General features: G+C 37.9%; 21 protein-coding genes. 11 read left to right on the forward strand and 10 right to left on the reverse strand.

Annotated elements, in window-relative coordinates; genetic code table 11:
* Positions 1-567: 567 nt before the first annotated feature.
* Entirely contained in the window at positions 568-870 is a 303-nt protein-coding gene (locus IQ13_RS20520) for a hypothetical protein (RefSeq protein WP_144888622.1), read from the forward strand.
* A 189-nt stretch (positions 871-1059) separates the two neighbouring features.
* Here the strand turns inward: IQ13_RS20520 and IQ13_RS20525 are convergent, their stop codons facing one another.
* The 5 genes from IQ13_RS20525 to IQ13_RS20545 form a co-directional block, all read right to left on the reverse strand.
* The gene (locus IQ13_RS20525; RefSeq protein ID WP_144888623.1) at positions 1060-1239 is read right to left on the reverse strand and encodes a hypothetical protein; all 180 of its coding nucleotides are present in this window, start codon (positions 1237-1239) and stop codon (positions 1060-1062) included.
* Positions 1239-1883 carry a hypothetical protein gene (locus IQ13_RS20530; RefSeq protein ID WP_144888624.1) on the reverse strand — a complete coding sequence of 215 codons (645 nt, stop codon included), beginning with the start codon at positions 1881-1883 and terminating at the stop codon, positions 1239-1241. The genes IQ13_RS20525 and IQ13_RS20530 overlap by 1 nt, the downstream gene beginning before the upstream one ends.
* 435 nt (positions 1884-2318) lie before the next feature.
* A complete protein-coding gene (locus IQ13_RS20535) occupies positions 2319-2930 on the reverse strand; it encodes a hypothetical protein (RefSeq protein WP_144888625.1) in 612 nt (203 codons plus the stop codon).
* Between the two features lie 122 nt (positions 2931-3052).
* Positions 3053-5017 carry an AAA family ATPase gene (locus tag IQ13_RS20540; protein WP_144888626.1) on the reverse strand — a complete coding sequence of 655 codons (1965 nt, stop codon included), beginning with the start codon at positions 5015-5017 and terminating at the stop codon, positions 3053-3055.
* Between the two features lie 24 nt (positions 5018-5041).
* Positions 5042-5404: a DNA-binding protein gene (locus tag IQ13_RS20545; protein WP_144888627.1), complete on the reverse strand. Its 363-nt coding sequence runs from the start codon at positions 5402-5404 to the stop codon at positions 5042-5044.
* A gap of 766 nt (positions 5405-6170) precedes the next feature.
* Between IQ13_RS20545 and IQ13_RS20550 the strand changes: the two genes are divergently transcribed.
* From IQ13_RS20550 to IQ13_RS20560, 3 genes are all read left to right on the forward strand, one after another.
* Positions 6171-7142 carry a helix-turn-helix transcriptional regulator gene (locus IQ13_RS20550; RefSeq protein WP_144888628.1) on the forward strand — a complete coding sequence of 324 codons (972 nt, stop codon included), beginning with the start codon at positions 6171-6173 and terminating at the stop codon, positions 7140-7142.
* Between the two features lie 97 nt (positions 7143-7239).
* A complete protein-coding gene (locus tag IQ13_RS20555) occupies positions 7240-7701 on the forward strand; it encodes a MauE/DoxX family redox-associated membrane protein (RefSeq protein WP_144888629.1) in 462 nt (153 codons plus the stop codon).
* Positions 7702-7740: 39 nt separating this feature from the next.
* On the forward strand, positions 7741-8031 hold the full coding sequence (locus tag IQ13_RS20560; protein WP_144888630.1) for a hypothetical protein: 291 nt from the start codon (positions 7741-7743) through the stop codon (positions 8029-8031).
* A gap of 43 nt (positions 8032-8074) precedes the next feature.
* Here the strand turns inward: IQ13_RS20560 and IQ13_RS20565 are convergent, their stop codons facing one another.
* The 4 genes from IQ13_RS20565 to IQ13_RS20580 form a co-directional block, all read right to left on the reverse strand.
* Complete coding sequence (locus tag IQ13_RS20565) at positions 8075-9316, reverse strand: TlpA family protein disulfide reductase (RefSeq protein ID WP_144888631.1); 1242 nt, start codon at positions 9314-9316, stop codon at positions 8075-8077.
* A 36-nt stretch (positions 9317-9352) separates the two neighbouring features.
* A complete protein-coding gene (locus IQ13_RS20570; RefSeq protein WP_158637451.1) occupies positions 9353-10702 on the reverse strand; it encodes a RagB/SusD family nutrient uptake outer membrane protein in 1350 nt (449 codons plus the stop codon).
* 61 nt (positions 10703-10763) lie between these two features.
* Entirely contained in the window at positions 10764-14075 is a 3312-nt protein-coding gene (locus IQ13_RS20575; protein WP_158637452.1) for a SusC/RagA family TonB-linked outer membrane protein, read from the reverse strand.
* 179 nt (positions 14076-14254) lie between these two features.
* Positions 14255-15454: a FecR family protein gene (locus tag IQ13_RS20580; protein WP_144888634.1), complete on the reverse strand. Its 1200-nt coding sequence runs from the start codon at positions 15452-15454 to the stop codon at positions 14255-14257.
* Positions 15455-15580: 126 nt separating this feature from the next.
* Here IQ13_RS20580 and IQ13_RS20585 point away from each other — a divergent pair, with 126 nt between their 5' ends.
* Positions 15581-16666, forward strand: coding sequence for a PDDEXK nuclease domain-containing protein (locus tag IQ13_RS20585; protein ID WP_144888635.1), 1086 nt, complete (start codon positions 15581-15583; stop codon positions 16664-16666).
* A 3-nt stretch (positions 16667-16669) separates the two neighbouring features.
* On the opposite strand, the gene IQ13_RS20590 is transcribed toward IQ13_RS20585, so the two are convergent.
* Positions 16670-17266, reverse strand: coding sequence for an RNA polymerase sigma factor (locus tag IQ13_RS20590; protein WP_144888636.1), 597 nt, complete (start codon positions 17264-17266; stop codon positions 16670-16672).
* A 103-nt stretch (positions 17267-17369) separates the two neighbouring features.
* Between IQ13_RS20590 and IQ13_RS20595 the strand changes: the two genes are divergently transcribed.
* From IQ13_RS20595 to IQ13_RS20620, 6 genes are all read left to right on the forward strand, one after another.
* A complete protein-coding gene (locus IQ13_RS20595; protein ID WP_144888637.1) occupies positions 17370-17771 on the forward strand; it encodes a helix-turn-helix domain-containing protein in 402 nt (133 codons plus the stop codon).
* A 23-nt stretch (positions 17772-17794) separates the two neighbouring features.
* Positions 17795-18196, forward strand: coding sequence for a helix-turn-helix domain-containing protein (locus IQ13_RS20600; RefSeq protein ID WP_144888638.1), 402 nt, complete (start codon positions 17795-17797; stop codon positions 18194-18196).
* A gap of 121 nt (positions 18197-18317) precedes the next feature.
* Positions 18318-19199, forward strand: coding sequence for an AAA family ATPase (locus tag IQ13_RS20605; protein WP_158637453.1), 882 nt, complete (start codon positions 18318-18320; stop codon positions 19197-19199).
* Positions 19199-19738, forward strand: a complete 540-nt coding sequence (locus IQ13_RS20610; RefSeq protein WP_199758328.1) for a hypothetical protein — start codon at positions 19199-19201, stop codon at positions 19736-19738. The genes IQ13_RS20605 and IQ13_RS20610 overlap by 1 nt, the downstream gene beginning before the upstream one ends.
* 693 nt (positions 19739-20431) lie before the next feature.
* Complete coding sequence (locus IQ13_RS20615) at positions 20432-21118, forward strand: hypothetical protein (RefSeq protein WP_144888641.1); 687 nt, start codon at positions 20432-20434, stop codon at positions 21116-21118.
* Positions 21119-21325: 207 nt separating this feature from the next.
* Positions 21326-21844, forward strand: coding sequence for a hypothetical protein (locus IQ13_RS20620; protein WP_144888642.1), 519 nt, complete (start codon positions 21326-21328; stop codon positions 21842-21844).
* Positions 21845-21882 lie beyond the last annotated feature (38 nt).

Raw genomic sequence — 21882 nt, forward strand, 5'->3', positions numbered from 1 at the left:
TCGTGGACGTAAACAAATTCCCGGTCGCCATTATCAGTCAAATTGCAACCAGAAAACAAAGGTATAAATGGCAGTAATTTTGTTTTAATGGCTATCGCTAACGAAAAAGATTCATTTCACCTGCTATTTACACTTTCGTTGTTAACCATAAAACAAGTGCGTATGCGAAAACATTCTTTCCCAGCTTGTAAAAATTGAAACTAAAAAATTCAATCATCAGTCCTACCCGATACGAATGCCCCCATTCATGAAATTCGTTTTCTACGAACTATATCCAAAGACAGCAATGATCCATCAGTCAAAAACAGTTCCCTTATTGCTATTACCATGATCCTGTCAAAACAGATCTGCACTTCCACGTATGCAGACATGATGTAAACAGGTTTCAGTACGATGCATGTATACCCGAACAGCTGAAGAATCCTGGCGTCTTCTTCAAATATGGCAACAATATGTACAATGCCCGTTCCGAAAATATTTTCGATCCAAATCAACCTGGTTTAAAATCAAACAGAACCTTGGCCTCATTGTAACAGAAGACAATTATGAACACCGCAGGATCATCGGATGGAAAAACAAAGTCCTCTACTTTATCCGTTTGCGTTCAAAGACAACAATGCGCATTCCTGCAGTATAGAATTCCCTGGATGCAAATCCCGATACATTGCAGGCATCAAAGCATCCGGCGATAAAAAATTCCTCGAAGCCATCAATAAAAAGTTTTACCTCATTTATCTCCCTTCCGATCCTTCACAAAACAGCATCCTCCCTTATTGCATGGTATCTCCTGCCTATAGCCGCCAGAACAAATCCTGGCCCTCATTACCCGAAGGAAAAATCAATGACCATGTTGGTAAAGGCGACGAGTAAATCAGTTTTGATGCTTTTGCCTTTTTTAAGCCCTGTATCGGTAGCAAGCAACTACGTTCCTAAAATAAAAATTGCGAGATAATCGAATAATCCCGCAATTTCAAGAATTCATCCTGTGCAGTAAAACGTACTGGCACACAGTAAAGTGCTAACAAAAGGTTTCATCGCTAAAGTATATTGTAACACATTTTACACTACATCCGTAACGGGAGCGGCTTCAAATAAAAGGCTGTGGTTTATAATTAAACGTTTGGCGGCCCCGTTGAAAAACAACCACCAAACTTTTGCACCAATAACCAATAGAATTACAAATGTTGCGTTTACAACTATCAGTCCAACTGTTGTTAATACGATAGTGGTGCCTGCCATTAATTTCTGTTCAATATCTTTAAATTGGCAAAATCACCATTTGAGTTATTGCCTACCCAATACCCCAGTTTTCTCCCCTTTGGATTTGGATTAAGTGTCATAACGTTTAAGGCTGGTTCGCTATGTCCATTCACAAACACTCTAATCCTATTACCAATCACCTCTACTTTTACATGAAACCAATCTGTAGGGATCGTGTTCGCTGGTAAAATTGCTGATTCAAACTCGTCTTTTCGGGTTTTACGTAGTTTTTCAAAATTATAACCGGGTTCAAAAGCATATTGAACAGCATGAATATGCCTTATCGGGTCAGTCGATTGAAAATTAAACGGTCGAAAATAAACAGTTTCATACGTTGAGTCATTTATGCCATGAAAAGCAATTCCAACAAAACTCTTTTGTAAAACATCTCTTCCTTTTACATCAAACTCAATTGTCCCTTCTTCGAATTCAATAGTAGTAAACCAAACTATTCCTGCCCCTTCTTTTTCGCTAAGTCTGTATACGAATTTATCCTCTTCTTTCACTTGTTCTACATCTCTATTAAAAACGTTGATTGCTGTTTTTTTTGTGTTTTGCTTTGTCGTAGTACAGTGAGAAAGCAGTATTACCAGTAGTCCCAAAAGGGCAATTTTACTCGTCATTTCAGTTATAGATTTTAGTTATCATTAGCATTTGTATTAGCGCAACTTCTTTATAAAAAAAGGTCTTCCTTAAAAAAAGAAGACCGTTGCTAACCTATGAAAAACACCAGGTTTAAAACTAAACTAAAAAAAATCAAACTGCAAGCAGTTACAATAAAAAACAAAAAGATGTCAATAAACAGTTCATAAAAGTCAACCAACAATAAGCAGGAATCTGCGTGCAAAGCTCCTGCTATAAAAGCAGGTTCAGTCAGCAGCAACGAACACAGCAGCGCATTTGTGCAGCAAGCTTCTGCACAAATACAAAATAAAAATCAGCCAACTTCCGTTGTGCAAAAGGTATTCAAGATTGCATGGTTACAGTAAATCTTTGCAGCAACTTTATTTGTAAAACAGGCAAGCCCGTTTGTTACGATTGTAAAAGAGTCTCCCCCCTCACCTTCGCATAGAAATGTTTTGATGCACCCACATCGCTTCCTCTTCTGCTGTTATCTGGTCAGCCTTGCTGCTGATCCTGCTAAACGTGGCGTGCGGAAAGTCGTACGGTTTACTGTCATCAAAATAAGGTCCAACAACACCCAAAAACCAACCGTCCTTCGCTGCCCAATGGGGTTCATTTACCCGGCATCGAAATACTTCGTAATGCACAAAATTATGCTGCCCGTCAAAATCAATACTTACCCGTTGCACATGCTTCATTTCATCGGGGCAGGCATCCAGCTCTGTCGGAAACTCCAGCCAGTTGGCAAGGTTACTTTCCGCTGCTTGCACAATCGTATAATATTGTTCCGGAAAAAGATCAGTTCGCTTATAGTCGCTTAAAAGCTGGTAAGTCAGTTCCCTGGTTAACACATTCTCCGCAAAGGGCAACACATCCGGTCCGGTCAGCGGTTGTCCGCTTTCAAGTTTGTCGTAAAGCGCTTTTACCCGTTCAAAGCGCTCAGCATTCAGCTTCCTGCCTTGGCGCTTCACAGTTATCAGCCGGTAAACGGCAAAGAATATAACGGCTGCGACAAGTAATCCTGCTATTAATAAAAATGTATTCATTTCACAAATGCTCTCTATTTTTTGAATAATGTTAATTCTTCAACAGACTAGCAAATAACAAGGCTCATGCAAGATCTCATTTTATACTTTAGTAGATTTTCCCCTCGGCTAATATAATATCGTCAACTGGTAATATCTTCGATTAGCCGTATAGTTGTCTTGGGTACAAATGGAAAACACTTACCCATAATACGTATAAGATCAATCTGAAGTTGCCCCTCAGAAGAATACTTATTAAGAGCCGTAAATACAAGCTTTACTTTTCCCACAATCTCATGCCCATTCATCGATAAAAACCATTTTGGTAACATTATTTGTCTGCCATTCAGATATTCGACTACTTGCATATCACCATCATATTTACAAGTAGGAAATTTTTTCTCCAGTTCATGAAAAAATACGGCTACAATTTCCTGCAACCTTTTATCAGGTTCATTCCCTAAGAGATACTGATTGTCATTTTCAGAAATACCGATCAATTGACAAATTTTATGTGCATTGTTAAGTTCAACCAATAAACAAATAAGATAAACCGGGTCTAGAATAAAATTCTCCACACTGTATCTTTCCGCCCATCCGTGTACATGCACATACGCATTCGATAAGTTCTTTGTATCCCAATCAACTATTCCGTATGCTGTTGTATTGCCCGATTCCCGGATCTTTTCAACAATAGTATAAACCTGGTCGCAATTACCTTTGCCGTATCCATTTGAAATAAAATACAACTTACTATTCAACCTCTTTTCCTGCTGATATTTATCATGCAATAGCTGGTAATAAAATACATCTGTAGGGCTTTCAACAAAAACCTGGCGATGGTTCTTGTAATCGATACTTAGGGTTGGAATAAACCCTGTAAGTAACTGCAGCGCCTCATCCTTGGTGGTTTTTGTTAATGAAGATTTATCGCCATTATTTAAACGATATATACTTTCTTCCGGCGCAAGGGCCACGGTTGATGGAGAGTGTGTGGTAATGATAACTTTTACACCCAACTTTCCAACAAAAGTATTAGCCAAAACATCCAACAAAAGTTTCGACATTTCCGGATGTAAATGGGCGTCTGGTTCATCTAACAGAATCATTTCCGGAAACCTTAAACTTTCACCATAATGCGTACTTGTAAACAATTTCAAAACCAAACCAATAATCATTTTTTCTCCATCAGATAAATCAGCAAACAATATTGGCAAATCAGTCGATTTTTTGAAGAGATAAAATGGAATCGGCACATCTGTTGAAAAGTCTTCTTTACTTACTCCCTTGAAATAAAAATCAATATTGTGCTCTTCCATTGCCTCATTAAATACATCCCAGGGCGCTTTATTATTTTTTTCAAATTCGCTATCAGAAACAGCATTGTTCCTCTCTCCGTTTACCTGTTGAAAAAAGTATTTTTTTCGGTTCCGATCCCGCCTTAAAGCATAGTTATAAAATACAAGTTCAAATTGAGACGAAAAAAGATCACTTTCATCAACAAGCTGGTCAACAGCAGAACAATTATAGAAATCAACTTCCTTTAAGTCATCAATATTTTTTCCCGTGTCCCGGCAAATCAGTCTTGCCAGTTGCATGCTTTTAATATTCAGATTTGTTGCTACTCTTTGTTTAACAACATGCTCTAAACGCTGTAAGTTTTGCAATATGGGTGGAGCAATTCTCTGTCGTGCATTCTTTCCCCATGATACTAATAATTCATTATATCTCATAATACTCTCAGGCTCTTGGCTTCCGGGTTTATTCCAGAAATCTGTAGCTAAAACAAAATCCAGATAGTTTCGTTCTTCTAAAGTCAGTTGGTTAAAGGAATCGTAACATTGCCGTATAATGGTTCGCCAGTGTTCATAGCTAAATTGCCTTGAATTTTCTACTGCAAGGCCTTCAAATTGTATTCTTATTTTCGGAGGATCAAATTCAAACTCAATTTTCTTTTCAAGAGGTTTCCCATTTCGATAGCCTGAAAGAATATTCAACAATTGTGTTTTTCCACTTCCATTAATTCCTGTAACAATTACCAAATCACTCAAATCATCACTTTCAAATGGATTTAAGGACATATATGGTTCCTTAACAATAAGCTTCATTACTCTACTTTTATTGGTTCAAATTTATTTTACTTTTAGATCTTCCCTCCTTCTCAACACAATCTGCGGCTTGTCTTTATACAGCTCAATCCTGCCCGTCACACACACTTCCTTATCCTTAAATAACACTTCCGGCGCTGTTTCAAATTGCTTCCGTACATCACTCCAAATAACAATGGTTAAAGCATTGTTAGGAAATGCAGGGCCCAGGTTGAGAAACGTAGGTGTATTCTTAGCAGTTTCTAAAAAGCGTGCGCCGCTCACTTTACCACAAACGGTCACACTATCAGCAACATGCTTAACCGCTTCCTCCAACGGAATATTAGTTTGTGCATAGGAAGTAACAAAGGAGAAAAAAAGCATAAATGTGCAGATGGGTAATCTCATAAATTAGTTTTTTCTCAATATGCAAAATAGAATTGGCAATGCAAATACTTAACCCTCATTTTCTTTAATCACGTAATGACCGGTTTTTTCATGCAAAAAAAAGGTCTTTCTTAAGAAAAAGCAGACCGTTTCTAACCTATAAAAAACACCTGTCATAAAGCAATAATAAATTAATTCAAATTTCAAATTTTGAATTTCCCGTTAATAACCTATATAAAAACCATGGCAATATCCTTTCCTTTCTGCTATCAGCTTTGCTGCCTCGTAAAAAATATGGTATTTAAATTCAAAACTTAATTTAGAAACAATATGTTTTTTAAACTATACTGATTCCCTTTATGATCAAAAGTCCCATTTCAGTACAAATCGAATTTCCAATCAAAAGCATTGATGTGATAGATCATTGCAGGTATATATAATTTTGAGAATTAAAATTAAATATTCAAGAAATTTTTGTGGCTCTACACCATATTCGCAAAGTGATTTTTTTTGTTTTCACTAAAAAATCCATCTTAAGAATGTTTAACAATAGCTCCCTTTATTTATCATAAATATTACCGGTTCGTGCTTTACGAATTGATTCAATTTGAATTATCATGAAAAAGTATAAATCAATACTGCTCCAATTTGCTTTGCAGCGTAAGTGAAATATTTTGAATTCGGTAATTTCAAGGAAAGGAACAGGCTTAAAAACCACTTTTTTTCAATTACCTACTTTCAAAATCAGGTTAAGCGTTGTATTTTTAAAAGACAAGAAAACACTTTTGTGAAAAACAACCAAACTTTCGAGGATTTAGCTTCTTTGAACGGTATACCTGGAATTCCCAGAGGTTACTCCGGGCCAGTATTAACTGGTGCAGATCATTACCGGTTAAGCACAGGTCAGCTTGAAATTTTTGTTCAGGAACTAATCAGAGATTATTATTCTATCCGTCTTGTAATTGGGAATGTATTTGCGAAATTTAAAGCCAGCAATTGGTTACAAAAAGAAGGACTCTACGTTAATTTCATGCTGCAGAACGGTGTAAGGAAAAACATCGACAGTATCGGCAAACTACATATTCGTCCAGGATATCATTCAGCCTACTACACGAAACCAACAAACTGCAGCATAACATTCGACAGTACTGATGAATTGAAATTTCTGGGAATTTATTATTCGCCGGAACTTCTTGAAGAACTTGTTCCTTATTTCCCTGATTTTAAGAAAGTCATAAAAAATAACACTGCAACATTTCAGATTAATCCGTCAATCTGGACAATTCCTTCGCTTAAAAAAGCAACAAACGAGTTGATTGAATGCCCTTATAGCGAGCAATCAAAACATTACTATTTTGATTTAAAAGTCAGAGAAGTCCTTTATCAATTACTTGAACTAACTTATCGTAAAACAAACAAACAGTATAATTATACATCCTTCGAAGTTGGCAAAATTCATACAGTAAAATCTATTCTTGAAAACTCAATCGATCAAAAACCACCAACAATTAAATCGCTTGCGAAAAAAGTTGCAATAAATGAATTCAAGCTAAAAACAGGTTTTCGCCAGCTTTTCCACAGCAGTCTTTTTGAATTTATCACCGATCAAAAAATGCATTTTGCTCATCATCTTCTTTTAAACAGCGATAAACCAATTAAAGAAATTGCAGCACTTGTTGGCTACCCTTTAACAACAAACTTCATCACCGCCTTCCGAAAAAAATTTGGTTATACACCGGGATCATTGCGCAGATCTTAATCCTGTTCACAATACTTTTATACAACGCTGCAAATCTATTTGACCAAAAAATCAAAAATCAAATTTTGATCTTTACAGTACAGTGAAAAACAGCAGTATGAAAAAAAGCACCGGCAGAACACTATACGTTGAATTCGTTATCGCCCTGTTTATTTTTCTTTTTGTCTATACAGGAATCAATAAACTATATACAATTCAAGAATTCCGGGCAGTACTGTCAAAATCACCTCTTTTATCATTTACTGCGTCTTATCTATCCTTGATTTTACCGGTTTTTGAATTGCTTGTTTCGTTACTGTTATTGTTGCCACATACTAGGACTTTGGGCTTATTCCTGTCAACCATGTTAATGGCATTGTTTACAGCATATATTGGATATATGATTTTGTTTACGCCAAAACTTCCCTGTTCCTGTGGAGGAATACTCAAAGATTTGAATTGGTCACAACATCTGCTATTAAATTTTGCTTTGCTACTGATGAGTATACCTGCATGGTTGCTTTCAAAAAAGGATAAACGTTTTATTGCAATAAACAGGAACAGCCGAATACCTGTATAAAAAAGTAGGCAGCAATTTCTCAACAAAAACAGAAAACAAATGAAAAAGTATCTCTTAGGAATCATTGCTGTTATAGCAGCAATCACCTTCAGTTCATTTACAAAAGAAGAGAAAAAGCCGGCTGATGACATCTATTATTTTTATATGGTAGATGAAAACGGCGTTATTCCGGCAGGTGCATCTGTACAATTTGGTGGACAGGTAACACTTGGTTATGCCAATGCAAATGATGGCTGTACCGGATCTACCAATCATTGTTTACGTGGCTTTATTACACAGCCATCATTGCCAACTGCACAAAGTGGCGATGTTCAAACCCTTAAAAACTAATGTAAAGCAACAGGCAACCATTTCAGTATGGTTGCCTGTTTAATTATTTATCACTCACAATTAGTACAGGAATAATTCTTCTTTCTTTTGCTAAATAAAAACCTGCAGCATAAATATCCTGTTGCAGATTTGGAATATTTAATGGAAATAATGATTTGTAGCGAATGTTGCAGGATACACTTTCTAGTGGTACGGCTTCAACAAAAAACGGATAAGATTTTTCAATACGAACGCTAAGTTCACGGACAAATTGATCAAACGTTATTTGCCGAAAGCTTATAATTGAATCTGAAGCCATATTACTTATCTCCTGCCGTTTGAAATCAGATGGATTTCGTCTGCGTAAAACAAGGCTCTCAGTTAGTTTGAATTGTACTTCTGCCTTCAAATTAAAGTACCTGCCAAGATCCTCCTGCATTATTCGATAGGCATGTTCGCTTTTGGCAACAGGCAACATTAGTTCATAACTGTACGCATAACTTTGCAGCCACTGATCCAGTGAGTCTTTATTTGAAGGGTACTCATATTTAAACAGTTCACGTACGTTTAATAAAAAATTGTAGTGATAGTTAAACCTATATTTTCCATTTTCATTATATGCTTTTCGATATAAATTTGCAATCGAATAACAGTTACTTGCAATGGAAACAGCTTTGCCCATTTTTACTTTCACAGCCTCCGTACTTCCTATATTTATCGAATCTGAACAACGTGCAATCGACGAAAAATAATCATGCTTACTGTAATCAACCGAAGATGCAAACCGTATAAGCGTCGGATCACGAAAACCAAGTATACGACCTGCTATAAACTCCTGCACTGTTTCTTTCGTTACTGCATGTACGCCAGAATAACTTTTCACTATCCCATTTTGAACCCAAACTGTGTAAGGATATCCATCTACCGGAAACAAATCCGAAAGTTTCTTTGCATCGGTAATCATCGGAACTCCGGGCTTATAAAGTAATGGTCGTTTGTTAAAAAAGTCCTGTGTAAATACTTTGCTCTCATTATTCACAAGCAATATTTCAATTCGATCACCGAAATATTTTTTTAACGAGTCTAGTTTTGGAAATGCTTTAAAACAGGCTACGCATCTTGTATTCCAAAAATCGATGATCAAGAGCTTTTCTTTAAAATCAGTCAGTCTTAATGAATCAACCTGATAATTCAGTACATTCCTAAAAACAAGATCAGGCAATCGATCTCCGGGATGCAATTGTTGTGTATTTGCCCGGGTTATACCAATAGCAACCCAGAGCATTAGTATGACTAAACGCTTCATGTAATTTCAGCAGTTTTATGTAAGGATTATTTTAAACTAATACCCGGCATTTTGGGTTAAGGATGAATTCAGCATTATCTGGTCAAATGGAATTGGGAAAAGTGTATCTGTGGCTTGCCAGTTTGTTGTTTTGATACCTGATAATACATGATTTGCTCTGTCGGTTCTTTTTAGATCCAGCCAGCGGTGGCCCCATTCTGCAAACAGTTCCAACTGTCGCTCCTTTTCAACTGCAAGCAGCAATTCATTTTTACTGGTTGCCATTGTAACGGGCAAACCTGCTCGTTGTCGGATAACATTAATATCTGCCTGACAAGCTGCATTGTTTCCCAAGTTTACGTTTGCTTCTGCACGTATCAAATACTGTTCTGCGAGGCGAAAAACAACATAATACTCTGTTGGAGCCGGAGGTGTACTGGAAAAATCAGCACCTTTTTTATACTTCAATGGGTAGTAAACCGGCAACCCATTAATTGTTGTAGATGCCAGCCACTTGCTTTTTCGTAAATCATTCATTTCAAAGGAACGAAACAAGGTATCTGTTAGAATAAACGGGGGCTTCAGGAATGAAAATGCCGGAATAAACAACTGGCCCTCTGAGGTATTACTTCTGTCCTGTATTAACGACCAGATGGTTTCAGTTGAACCAGAAAGAAAACAATTGTTGAGTTCAGCAGGCAGTACATAAACTCCCGAATTGATGATTTCTGATGCCTGCTTTTCGGCGTTTATCCAGTCTTTCTGATACAGATATACTCTGGCCAATAATGCAGCGGCAGTAAATTTATTGGGTCTTACCCTTCCGGCACTGGGGTAAGTAGTTACCAATAAACTTTTTGCCCTCAGCAAATCTGTTGTTAGCTGCACATAGATATCTGAAATCCTGGTACGGGAGATTGATTGATTTAAGCGGTAATCAGTGGTAAGCACTAACGGAACATCGCCAAACAGTTGAATAAGATAAAAGTAATTAAGTGACCGGACTACCAATGCTTCCCCCTGTAATTGCTTTTTTAAAGATTGTGTGATACCTGCATTTTCCAACCCTTCAAGAACTGCATTTGCATGGTAGATGTTTTTGTAAGCCATTTGCCATAAGGAGCCGGAAACACTTCCATTTCGAACCTGAATGGCATTGTTACGAAATTCATCATCAGCATCGGGGCTTGTAGTATTCATTAACTCATCAGCCGATAAACCGCAAAAACGGGTAATACCGCCATTTGTAATGATTGAACCCGTCAATAACATTTGCCTGTACATGCCCGATACGGCAGCAACAGCAGACTGATCATTCTGAAAAATCTGTTTTGTCTCCAACTGTGTAACAGGTGGTTCTACTTCTATCAGCTTTTTACAGGAAAACAAACAAATAAGCTGCAGCATAATTATGAAGCGAACGGAAAATATATGTTTAGTGATTTGCTTTGTACACATCGGATAAAATTTAGAATGTGAAATGAATACCCGCAACAATTGTCTTCAACGGCGGAAGTACCGATATATCCTGCGTTTCAGGATCAGAGCCTTTATACTTTGTAATCAGAAACAAATTCTGGGCGTTTATGTAAATACGGCTGGTTTCAATGTGCAGCTTGCGCAGTAACACAACTGAAAACGAATAAGACAAGGCTACATTTTTCAGCCGAACAAAAGAGGCATCACTGAAAATCCCGTCAGAATTTGCTAAATAATTGGCACCCGTTGCTGTAGCACCAACGGAAAAACGGCTTGTAAATTTTTGCACCAATGCGTGATCACCTTGCTTCTGCCAACGGTCAAGAATGATTGCCGGTTGATTCAACGCAATGCCGGGTGGATTTCTGTCGATATAAGCAAGAAAGTTTCTTCCTGTTTGTTTACGGTATTCAAAAAAGAATGAAAAACTGAATTGTTTATAGTCAAAAGTATTTTGAAGGCCGCCATAAAATACAGGGTCAGTTGTACCCAAAAACTGATAGTCCGCAGGGAAACGAATCAACCCATCCCGGTTAAAGTCTTCAACCATGTAATTCCCTATTTGTGGGTCAATACCTAAAAATTTTGCTTTATAAATACTGTTCAGCGAAAGGCCTTCTTTAAACTGTGTTCGGTAACTGGAACTGCTCAAACCGGGAAAAGAAAGCAGTTCATTTTTGGGCAAGCTCATGTTAAAGGAGCTGGTCCAAGTAAAACTTTTTGCAGTAATGTTCCTGCTGGTAAGCACAAGCTCAATACCACTGTTCTGTACTAATGCAGGCAGGTTTCTGATAACAGCGGTAAATCCGGTCTGGTCGGGCAATTGGTAATTGATCAATTGGTTACTGGATCGGTTGCGATATGCAGCTATTGAAAACAGGATTCGTTCTTTCCACAAACCCAACTCGAGTGCAGCTTCCAGTTTGTTTGTTTTTTCCCATTCGTAATCAGGATTAAATAAACTTCCCGGTTGTAAGCCCGGAACACCCTGGTATGGAATGGTTGTTGAGTTCCACAAGTCAAGGTACTTGTAATTACCAATCTGATCATTACCTGTAATACCTGCGCTGGCTCTAAGTTTTCCGAAACTTATAAACTGAATTTTTTCCTTGAAAAACGATTCGTTTGAAAATATCCACGCTGCGCCAATTGCTCCAAAATTGGCAAACCTGTTGTCTGTTCCAAACCTGCTTGATCCATCCCTTCTTGCAGAAAAATTAACGATGTATCTGCTCAACAAATTGTAATTGAGCCTGCCAAAGAATGCAGTATATCTGTATTGTGAAAAATTATTGGTGCCTGTTAGTATGCCCGCTGCGCCCATCGAGTTCAATAATAAATCGCTGGTATAATTCTGCGCATTAACAAAAGAACTTTTTGTTGTACGATCCTGTAATGTTGCACCCAATAACAGATTGAGTTTTCCTTTACCCAATACACTTGCATACTCCAGTTGCGGATCAATATTCCAGCTTTGCGAATTACCGTAACCAAATTTTGATGAAGCAAGCTGGCTTGTGGATGGATCGAGGGAAGCCCTTGGCGTCGTTGCTACTTCATCTGTTGTAAACGTATTAAATCCTGCATTTAACCTGATCGTGAGTTGTTGCGATAAACGATAAATGAGTTGCAGGCTTGCGAGTGCATTGTCATTTTTTGTAAGATAGCTTTTTAACAACTCTGCTGAAGGAATACCCGGCAAACCAAGATTGATATAATTGAAAGGAATACCTTTTTGTAACCAAGCGGGCTTCCCCAACGAATCATACAAAGTAAAATTAGGTGGCAGGTTAATAAATTGTGTAAGGTCTTTTTGTATTAATTGATTTTTTTCGCCGGAGTAAAACCCTGAAAAATTAGTTTCAAATTTTTTATCTGCTGATTTATGATTGATGTTAAAATGCACCGAAGCACGTTGATCTGTTAATGCTTTGGAAAACACATTCGTCTCTTTATGATATGCACCTCCGATTGAGAAAAAGGTATTTCCCGAACCTCCCGAGAAACTCACTTCTGCATTGGTTGCTTGTGCGGTATTCCCAATCAGTAATTTTTTAAAATCCGTATAAATTGTTGTATCAAGTAGTAACAGGTCGGGGGCATACCCATTTGCAAACGGAACTGTTACCTGTGGCGTATACCCGTCATTTGCAAAAGCTTCCCTGCGCATTTGTAAATACTCGGTTGTGTTAAGCATACGCATCGTACGTGCAACTTTGCTCCAACCGGTATTAACATTTACACTCAATTGTGATTTACCCGATTTTCCTTTTTTTGTTGTAATCAATATCACACCATTCGCACCACGGCTTCCGTAAATGGCCGTTGCATCCGCATCCTTCAACACTTCTATACTTTCAATGTCCAGCGGATTGATAGTATTAAATGGGCTGATACCGCCAACATTGGTTGAAAACGGTTTATTCGCTGCTGATACAAGTTGATTCGAGGAAAGATTACCCGGCTCAAAGGGCACACCATCAATAATAAATAAGGGATCGTTTCTTGAAAGTGCTGCATCCAATGCACTTCTTCCTCTGATCTCCACATTAAATGCCGATCCCGGTACACCACTGGTTTGTGTTACAACCAAACCCGGCACACGGCCGGCCAGTGCAGCCAGCGGATTGGCTACAGGTTGTTTGGCAATCTCCTCCCCTTTAACTTTTGAAATACTGCCGGTATTGTAACGTTGCGTTGTAGAGCCATAGGCAATAACAATGGTTTCATCCAATACAGCTACAGCAACAGAAAGCTTTACCACATAGTATAATCCTTTACCTACAGGTACTTCTTTTTTAACATAGCCTATACTCGTAAAAACAAGCAGGTCATTTTCATATACACCGCTTAACGAAAACTCCCCTTTATCATTGGTTGAAGTAGCAACACCTGCTTTTTTTGCCAACACGGTTGCACCAGCTAAAGCTTCACCTGTTTCGCTCATTACTTTACCGCTAACTGTAAGCACGGTGTTGGTTGGCAATGGAGAAGATGTAACAACAGCAGGCTTGGTTTGTACAACAATATAATTATCGACTATGGTAAATGTAAGCGGTTGTTTTTCGAAGCATTTGCGCAGTACCTGCTCCAGTTGTTCGTTCTTAACCGCAAGTGTAACAGGGTTTGTAATTGTTAATTGACTACGCTGATAAATAAACGAGTAGCCTGTTTGGCGTGTAATTTCTTTAAACACCTTTTCAATAGGAGCATTGGTAAACGAAGCTGATACAGTTTGAGCAAAACTGCCGGCCGAGGCCTGTATGCAGGCCGCTATCGTCAGCACGCATAGGAGTTTCATGGTTAGAAATTTTTTACAGCAGTATCCTGCAATAGTTAATTGCATAGTTTTGTAATGTTTGGGTTTCTGAAATTCGGTTGACAGCCTCAATTGATAACAGGGTTAACCCAAACTTCCGCCGGAGGTGCTCGTAACACTTCCGGTTTTTTGTTTGCATTAACCGTTTGCTTTGTTAATCGTCAGGGTAATACATAAATGATTTTATTTTCAATTTTAAAATGAACGTATCCGTTTAACTCCAGCAGGCCAAGCAACTTTGGTAACGGCTCGCTGCGTAATATTTCTGCATTCAGTAATTGTTTTGTTTTTGCCCGGTACACCACTTTGGCACCATACCATCGTTCAACCTGCGTCATGATCGTTTCAATAGATGCATCATGAAATACAAACAAACCATTTTTCCATCCTGTTATTGCTTCAATATCTACACCTGTATATTTTACTAATCCGTTGGCAGAAACTGCAGTTTGTGTACCGGGCTCCATGTTTTGCGTTTGTCCTTTATGCGCAACTGCAACACGTCCTTCTACCAACGTCACTTCATTTTGAGTAGCGGTACTGTAACACATTACATTAAACTGTGTACCTGTAACCGTAACAACCGAACTATCGGGCAACACAACCCGAAACGGCTGCTGTTCATTTTTTGCAATTTCAAAATACGCTTCACCATTCACTTCTACCCTGCGCTCCTTACCGTTAAATGCAGCAGGATATTTCAGCGTAGTAGAAGCATTGAGCCAAACCTTACTGCCATCGGCCAGTACTACTTTGTATTGACCACCCACCGGTGTGGAGAGTGCATGAAGGGCTGAAACGGGGCCGTTGTTTTTAGCTTCATACACTAACTCTCCATCAGCCGGCTTGTTGGCATGAGAAACGAGGTTACTGTCAATAACACCATTCTTTGCTGTCGACAAATCCACAACCGAACCATCTGCAAGCGTTAACGTTGCTTTGTTACTACCCGGTACTAATTGCAGGGAGTCCGCATTCATCACAGTGGTTTGCTCCGGTTTACTTTTAACTAATAGTAAGAACAAGACTGCTCCACTGATGATGATTACAATGGCAGCTGCCATTGACCATACTGTTCGTTTTTGTTTTTTTCTGTATTCGTTTTCTGCCTGCGCAAGTTTGTTATTAACTTCCTGCCAGTGTTGATCTACCAACACCAGATCCATCTTGGCAAGATTTGCTTTGATGTTTTCTTCATCCGTCAGCTCTTCAAACAACTGCATGTTATGATCACTTTCATTTACCCAATCGTCCAGTTCCGTATGTTCCGTTTTGGTTAGCGTATTGCGTATATAACCGGCTATAAGGTATGCTATGCGATAGGCAGGTTGGTCCCTGTCGCTGTAAGAGGTTGCTTTCATGCTATTAAGTTACTCAGTCTTTTTCTAACAACGAAGAATGCGGGGTTTTGGACTACAACTTCAAAAAGAATAATACAGCAGCCTGAACATATTATGCATATTTTACTGAAACAGTATATTTGTTGAATGTCGAAACTCATACCGCATAACGCACTTATCAACAGTATCAAAAAACTGATTGATGAGGCAAGAAAACAGGTTGTACGAAATGTAAATACAACGATGCTGGTTACGAATTTCGAAATTGGCAGAATGATTGTTGAATACGAACAGAAAGGGCGGCAACGGGCTGAATACGCAAAAGAAACATTAAAAACAATCAGCCAGTACTTAACTGCCGAATTTGGAAAAGGGTATTCGGTAGACAATCTGGAGAACTGCAGGAAATTCTATCTCGCCTATAAGATTTCCGATACAGTGTCTCGGAAATCAACCCAACCAAAATCCGGTACGCCGTCTCGGATTTCTGAAAAAACTTCCGGCACCTCTCCTTACGAAACGCTGTCTCGTAACAGCAAACTGTCATTTGAATTAACCTGGTCGCATTATGTTCAGTTACTCAAAATCGCCGACGAACAAGAAAGGAGTTTTTACCAGATAGAGGCCATTGAAAACAATTGGTCGGTACGGGAATTTGCAAGACAATATAGCGCCGGCATTTACGAACGGCTGGCATTCAGCAGAGATAAAAAAGGCATTAAACAACTGGCAAAAAAAGGACAGGTTATTGAAAAGCCAATTGATGCATTAAAAAGCCATTATGTTCTGGAATTTTTAAACCTGAAAGAAGATAACCGCTATTCCGAAACAGAACTTGAAACAGCTATCATTGACAAGCTTGAACATTTCATGCTGGAACTGGGCAAAGGCTTTTTATTTGAAGGAAGACAACGACGGTTTACGTTCGAAGGTGACAGTTTTTTTGTTGACCTCGTATTCTATAACCGCCTGCTGAAATGCTTTGTTATTATCGATCTGAAGATTGGTAAACTCACGCACCAGGATATTGGCCAGATGCAGATGTATGTAAACTATTACGACAGGATGATGAAAACAGATGATGAAAACCCAACAATAGGCATCATCTTATGCAGAGAAGAAAATAAAACGGTTGTTGAATTTACCTTACCCAAAACAAACAACCAGATTTTTACAAAAGAATACAAACACTATTTGCCAAGTAAAGCTGAGTTGCAAAAGCAATTACAATAATGGCTAAAAATACGGGTAGCTATTCATCAACAAATAACCCGTAAGTATAATTGGCCGCAATATTTTTTTACGTAACAACTCCAACCCTCTTTGCTTCTGGGTTTTAACCGTACTTGGATGCAGGTTTAACTCTCTTGCAATATCACCGGTCGATTTACCTTCCAGATAATACATACTGATGATTTGCTGGCTGCCGGGGCTGAGTTCTTTTAAAGCAGCATGCACAAGCCGGTAGGTTTCGGTACGTATCAATTGATCGTAAGGACTGTTCAATGAAATATCCGGCAAGGCTGCATCAGCTTCCTTCCCATCACGCATTTTTTCGTTGCGCAGGTAATCGACGCTGTCGTGGTAAACAATTTTGTAGAGGTATGCACGAATGGCGTTATAGCTATCTAATTTCTCGTGCATCTTCCAGGCCTTTAAAAAAGCACCCGAAGCAACTTCTTCGGCAGCAGAAAAATCAGCAACCCATTTGTTAGCATATAACGAAAGTGCAGGTAAAAACTCTCTATAGAAATAAGATAAAGCAGCCTCATCTCCTTTCTGAAATGCCAAGGCATAAGTTTCCTTGTTAGTATCGTTAGCAGCTGTATCCATGAGGTACAGCAACCTAACTTTTTTGTTTATTGTGAAAAACTAAACAGAGTTGACTTTTACGTATCTTTAGTTGACCTTTACTATCTTTACAAAAACAGATTTTATGGCAGAAGTTATGGAAAAGACCTCAAAACGACACATTGGGCGAAACGTTCAGCGCATGCGTATTTACTTTGGTATAAAACAGGAAACCTTGGCCAATGAATTAGATATGAGTCAGCAAGCTGTTTCCAAACTAGAACAACAGGAAGAAATAGAACCTGCATTGTTGAAAAAAATCAGCGAAGTGATTGGTGTTTCGCCAGAGATGATAGAGAACTTTGATGCAGATAAAGCGATTTATAATATCAATAATTACAATTATCCTGATGCTACGATTTCGGAGGGAGCAACAGCGATTGTTCAGCAAATCAATCCAGTAGAGAAAATTGTTGAACTTTACGAACGACTCTTAAAAAGCGAACGAGAAAAAATTGAATTACTTAAAACAACCACTAAAGAATAACCTGAACTTAAAATCATTTGAATATGGAAACAGCTAACTATACCAATATGCTTCACATGGGTCGAAAGATTGAACGTGTTCGCAGGCTTAGAGGTATGACACAAACAGAATTAGGCGATGTCTTAGGTATTACCAAACAGGCTGTTTCTAAAATGGAACAAACCGAACAAATCGATGATGAAAGATTCAAGCACATAGCTGAAGCTTTAGGGGTTACTGAGGAAGGATTGAAAAACTTTCATGAAGAAAGAGTTATTTATAACACTAATAATTTTTATGAGAACTGCAGTGTCAACGCTGCATCTATTAGTGGTAATACTGAGGCCTTTAACAACTTTCCTATTGAAAAAACAATTGAGATGTTTGAGAAACTGTTACAGCGAGAAAGAGAGCGTTATGAGGAAGTAAAGAAAGGAAAGAAATAAAAAGTAACTTGCTGCAATGTTTAACTGGATCGAAAATATTACTATCGACAACTTTAAATCAATCTAGCATCTAGAGATTGATAACATAAATCGAATTAACCTGTTTATTGGAAGGCCAAATGTGGGCAAATCGAATCTTATTGAAGCTTTATCGCTTTATTCAATTCCATATCTTCGGGAAAACTCTTCAAAAAAGCTATCTAATTTAATTAGGTTGGAAACTGAGAGTGAATTATTCTACAATGGCAATACTGAACTTGATGCTAGTGTTACCACCAACCTAGGACGCTGCAGATTTGGCTACCATCCTAAGGAGGGCCTGAAAATTGAACTTGACTTTTGGGGAAACTCTTTCCTTTATAAAGTCGATGATAAACTGGTTGTAAAAGGAGGTTTCAAGAATGACTTTTTTGAGGCTCCAGTAAAAAAATATGTATTTAAAACGGACGTTAAATACAAGCGATCTCACGCTAAATACCTTGTTCCTCCCTTTGGCTTTAATCTACTCAGTATTATTGAGAATTACGATGAATTGAAGCAAGAAGTTTATAAACTATTTAAAGAATATAACTTGGAAGTTGCTTTTGACAAAGGAAGCCAGACAATTAAAATTATTCAGTCTGATAAAAACAAAGATATCTTCCTCATTCCATACAATTCCATTGCTGATACACTACAGCGAATTATTTTCTACAAAGCCGCTATTGTTTCAAACAATCATAGCGTTTTATTATTTGAAGAACCGGAAGCGCATTCATTTCCTCCATACATGTCCCATTTAACTCAGGAAATGATATTCAAAAAAGATAACCAGTATTTCGTAGCCACGCATAGTCCTTTTATTCTAAACGATCTGCTCGAAAACGGCCGTAAAGACCTGTCTGTATTTGTGGTTCACTATGAGAATCATGAAACCAAAGTAAGAAAACTATCAGGCGATGAACTTCATGAGATCTACCAAAACGGAATAGATTTATTTACGAATAATGAAAGCTTTGTTTGATGGACCATGCAATTATTCCTGAATGCTATGTTGACACCAATTTAGCTGAAACACTTACACCTCCACAAAAACAATACAACCATCAAAAAGGATGCGGCACCGTCACGAAAGTGATGAAAGAGAAATTCAAAGATAGTTTCGCTGTTGGCATTATTGACAAGGATAAAAAAGAAGTGGACTACTTAAAAGAGTTCTCAGAAATAGCAAAGTCAAAAGGATTAATACTGCATAAACACAACAATAAGGATAAACACCATTATATTATCCAAATATCTCCTGCTATGGAGCGCTTCCTTTTTGATTGTATGCAAGAAGCGGGGGTATCTCCTAGCAATTATGGGCTTCCTGACAATTTCGATGCTTTTAAAAAGCAAGCAAAGACTGTTACGAGCAAAGACGATGATAGATTTAAAAGATTATTCAAGGACTTAAGAAAAAAAGGCTCATCTGAAATAAGTTTGCTTGAAGCGCTTTTGAAATATCTGAAACAGAAGAATTATAAAGCCGACTACACAGAACTAAAAGCTTTCTTCGTTTAAATAACTAAAAAAATATTCTATAACTCTCAGGAAACAAAACCAAGGATAACCTTAACCTCGTTACGAGCTTAAGGAAGTTGGTGGCAGCATCTGAGATTGAATATTCAATAATTCAAAAAAAAACTTCCGGCAAAAAAGATCCTCAGCATACAACAGTTGCTGCAATTATTGAAGGTTTCAAAATATCCCCCACCGAGTTCTTTACAATTTATGACAGCGTTACTGACAGAGAATTAGCTGAGATGACAATTCAAAACAAAAGAAGCAAACCAAAAAATAAATCGAGGTCCACCAAGTAGCCTCTTACTTTTTATTTTTTCAGCACTGTGGGTAGGGAAAAGGAATATCGAGAATTCAAATTGGGGCTATCACTACTAAAGGCATGGGAAAAGAGGAAGAAGAATCTGATATCGATACATCTTCGGTTTACAAGAAAATCGTATACAAATAAGGAGGTCTCGGTAGTTTAAGTGCTTTGCTGGAAGGCTGCATTCTTACCCTACCGAGACCCCCGAATTTTTTTTGCAGTTCCCCACGGTACAAACCATGTTGCCCTGCCAGTATTTCGATGAAATTAACAGTAAACTCATCGACATCCTCATTTGAGCGCTCAAACAAGGAGACCCTCTAAAAAGATCTAAATGTAAGCTACTACTCTCTTTGGTAATCTGCAAACTGATTTATACACACGTTGTGGATTACGATCAATTCGGTAGAAACATGGCTTCTTGGTTGAAGATTTTTTTTATATTGGGTTTCGCAAATGAACCTGTTTGGGAGATCTTTATGAGTACACAACTGGAAAAAGAAAGAGAATTGCTTGCCAACATAAAGGACAAGAGTGACGATGACTATGAAAAAAACATAACCTACATCGCTGCAGGAACGTTAGTATTATCAATGACGTTCATTGAAAAGATAGTCACTCTGAATAAGTCCAATTCAATATGGATTCTTATTTTTTCTTGGTCAGTCCTTGTTTTGACGCTATTGACAAATTTGATTTCTCATCAATTATCAAGTTTATTTCACGAAAACACTATTAATGAGTACGATGAGAGTAATCCCAAAATGCTTACCAATATTAAATCACGAAATAGAATCATCAGAAGAATTAATTGGAGCACAACTTTCGGTCTCACACTAGGTTTGATTTTATTAGTTATATTTTGTTCAATAAACTCAATTAAAATGACAAACGACAAAGATTTCGGCACAAAGGATTCAGACTACATTGAAAAAGGCAGAACAATAACAATTCCTGCAACAGGCAACAGCGGCACGACGAGCAATTCGAACAACACTTCATCAGACTCTTCAGGCCAAAATACGGAAAGTACGCAAACATCAACGACAACATCAGATACAACAAAGAAGTAAATATGAGCAAAGAAAAAAGTAAGGTCACACCAAAGAAAAAGCCATTGACAGAAGGGCGAACTATTGTTGCGCCGAAACCAACAACAAAAAAGCCTTCAGAAAAAAAGAAATAAATTTCTGCAAATGCACATCCCAATCAAAGTAATACAAAATGGCTGCTAACAGTCGAGTAATTTCCCATTTTATAAACTTGCCAAACTAAAGTTTATGGGTACTAATACACAAGACGATTTAAAAGAAAATAATACTTCATTTGCGATCACCGCATTTGTGACAGGCATCGTTATAGTTGGCCTTTGGGCTGCAACAATCTTATTTCTAAAGGACTGGGACGATGCGAAAAAGAGCGCCTTTGGTGACATGTTCGGGTCTATCAACGCACTGTTTTCAGGCCTTGCTTTAGCTGGCATTATTTTGACTATTCTTCTTCAACGAAAAGAACTGTCATTGCAAAGAAAAGAATTAAGAGACACTAGAGAAGAACTAAAACGCACGGCCACGGCTCAAGAAAATTCTGAGAAAGCATTAAAGAAGCAAGCAGAAAATTTAAAAATCTCTGCACAATTATCGGCATTAAATACCCTTGTAAGTTTTTATACCGATCTAGAAATAAATGTTCGTAAAGGTTTCTCTTCTCCAATTGGGTTGAATGATATCACTTCAAAAAAAAATGCATATGTATCAAGGATCGAAGAAATCCTTGAACATAAAGAAGAACTAATTTAGAAACTAAGGCCAGATGGCAGACTTTCGCATATTTGTGC

It is taken from the genome of Lacibacter cauensis (assembly GCF_007830055.1).
GTDB classification, from domain to species: Bacteria; Bacteroidota; Bacteroidia; order Chitinophagales; family Chitinophagaceae; genus Lacibacter; species Lacibacter cauensis.

Coding starts and splice junctions, on each gene's coding strand:
- IQ13_RS20520 (WP_144888622.1), top strand. CDS start 568: ATGGAAAAACAAAGTCCTCTACTTTATCCGTTTGCGTTCAAAGACAAC.
- IQ13_RS20525 (WP_144888623.1), bottom strand. CDS start 1,239: ATGGCAGGCACCACTATCGTATTAACAACAGTTGGACTGATAGTTGTA.
- IQ13_RS20530 (WP_144888624.1), bottom strand. CDS start 1,883: ATGACGAGTAAAATTGCCCTTTTGGGACTACTGGTAATACTGCTTTCT.
- IQ13_RS20535 (WP_144888625.1), bottom strand. CDS start 2,930: ATGAATACATTTTTATTAATAGCAGGATTACTTGTCGCAGCCGTTATA.
- IQ13_RS20540 (WP_144888626.1), bottom strand. CDS start 5,017: ATGAAGCTTATTGTTAAGGAACCATATATGTCCTTAAATCCATTTGAA.
- IQ13_RS20545 (WP_144888627.1), bottom strand. CDS start 5,404: ATGAGATTACCCATCTGCACATTTATGCTTTTTTTCTCCTTTGTTACT.
- IQ13_RS20555 (WP_144888629.1), top strand. CDS start 7,240: ATGAAAAAAAGCACCGGCAGAACACTATACGTTGAATTCGTTATCGCC.
- IQ13_RS20560 (WP_144888630.1), top strand. CDS start 7,741: ATGAAAAAGTATCTCTTAGGAATCATTGCTGTTATAGCAGCAATCACC.
- IQ13_RS20565 (WP_144888631.1), bottom strand. CDS start 9,316: ATGAAGCGTTTAGTCATACTAATGCTCTGGGTTGCTATTGGTATAACC.
- IQ13_RS20570 (WP_158637451.1), bottom strand. CDS start 10,702: ATGCTGCAGCTTATTTGTTTGTTTTCCTGTAAAAAGCTGATAGAAGTA.
- IQ13_RS20575 (WP_158637452.1), bottom strand. CDS start 14,075: ATGAAACTCCTATGCGTGCTGACGATAGCGGCCTGCATACAGGCCTCG.
- IQ13_RS20580 (WP_144888634.1), bottom strand. CDS start 15,454: ATGAAAGCAACCTCTTACAGCGACAGGGACCAACCTGCCTATCGCATA.
- IQ13_RS20585 (WP_144888635.1), top strand. CDS start 15,581: ATGTCGAAACTCATACCGCATAACGCACTTATCAACAGTATCAAAAAA.
- IQ13_RS20590 (WP_144888636.1), bottom strand. CDS start 17,266: ATGGATACAGCTGCTAACGATACTAACAAGGAAACTTATGCCTTGGCA.
- IQ13_RS20595 (WP_144888637.1), top strand. CDS start 17,370: ATGGCAGAAGTTATGGAAAAGACCTCAAAACGACACATTGGGCGAAAC.
- IQ13_RS20600 (WP_144888638.1), top strand. CDS start 17,795: ATGGAAACAGCTAACTATACCAATATGCTTCACATGGGTCGAAAGATT.
- IQ13_RS20610 (WP_199758328.1), top strand. CDS start 19,199: ATGGACCATGCAATTATTCCTGAATGCTATGTTGACACCAATTTAGCT.
- IQ13_RS20620 (WP_144888642.1), top strand. CDS start 21,326: ATGGGTACTAATACACAAGACGATTTAAAAGAAAATAATACTTCATTT.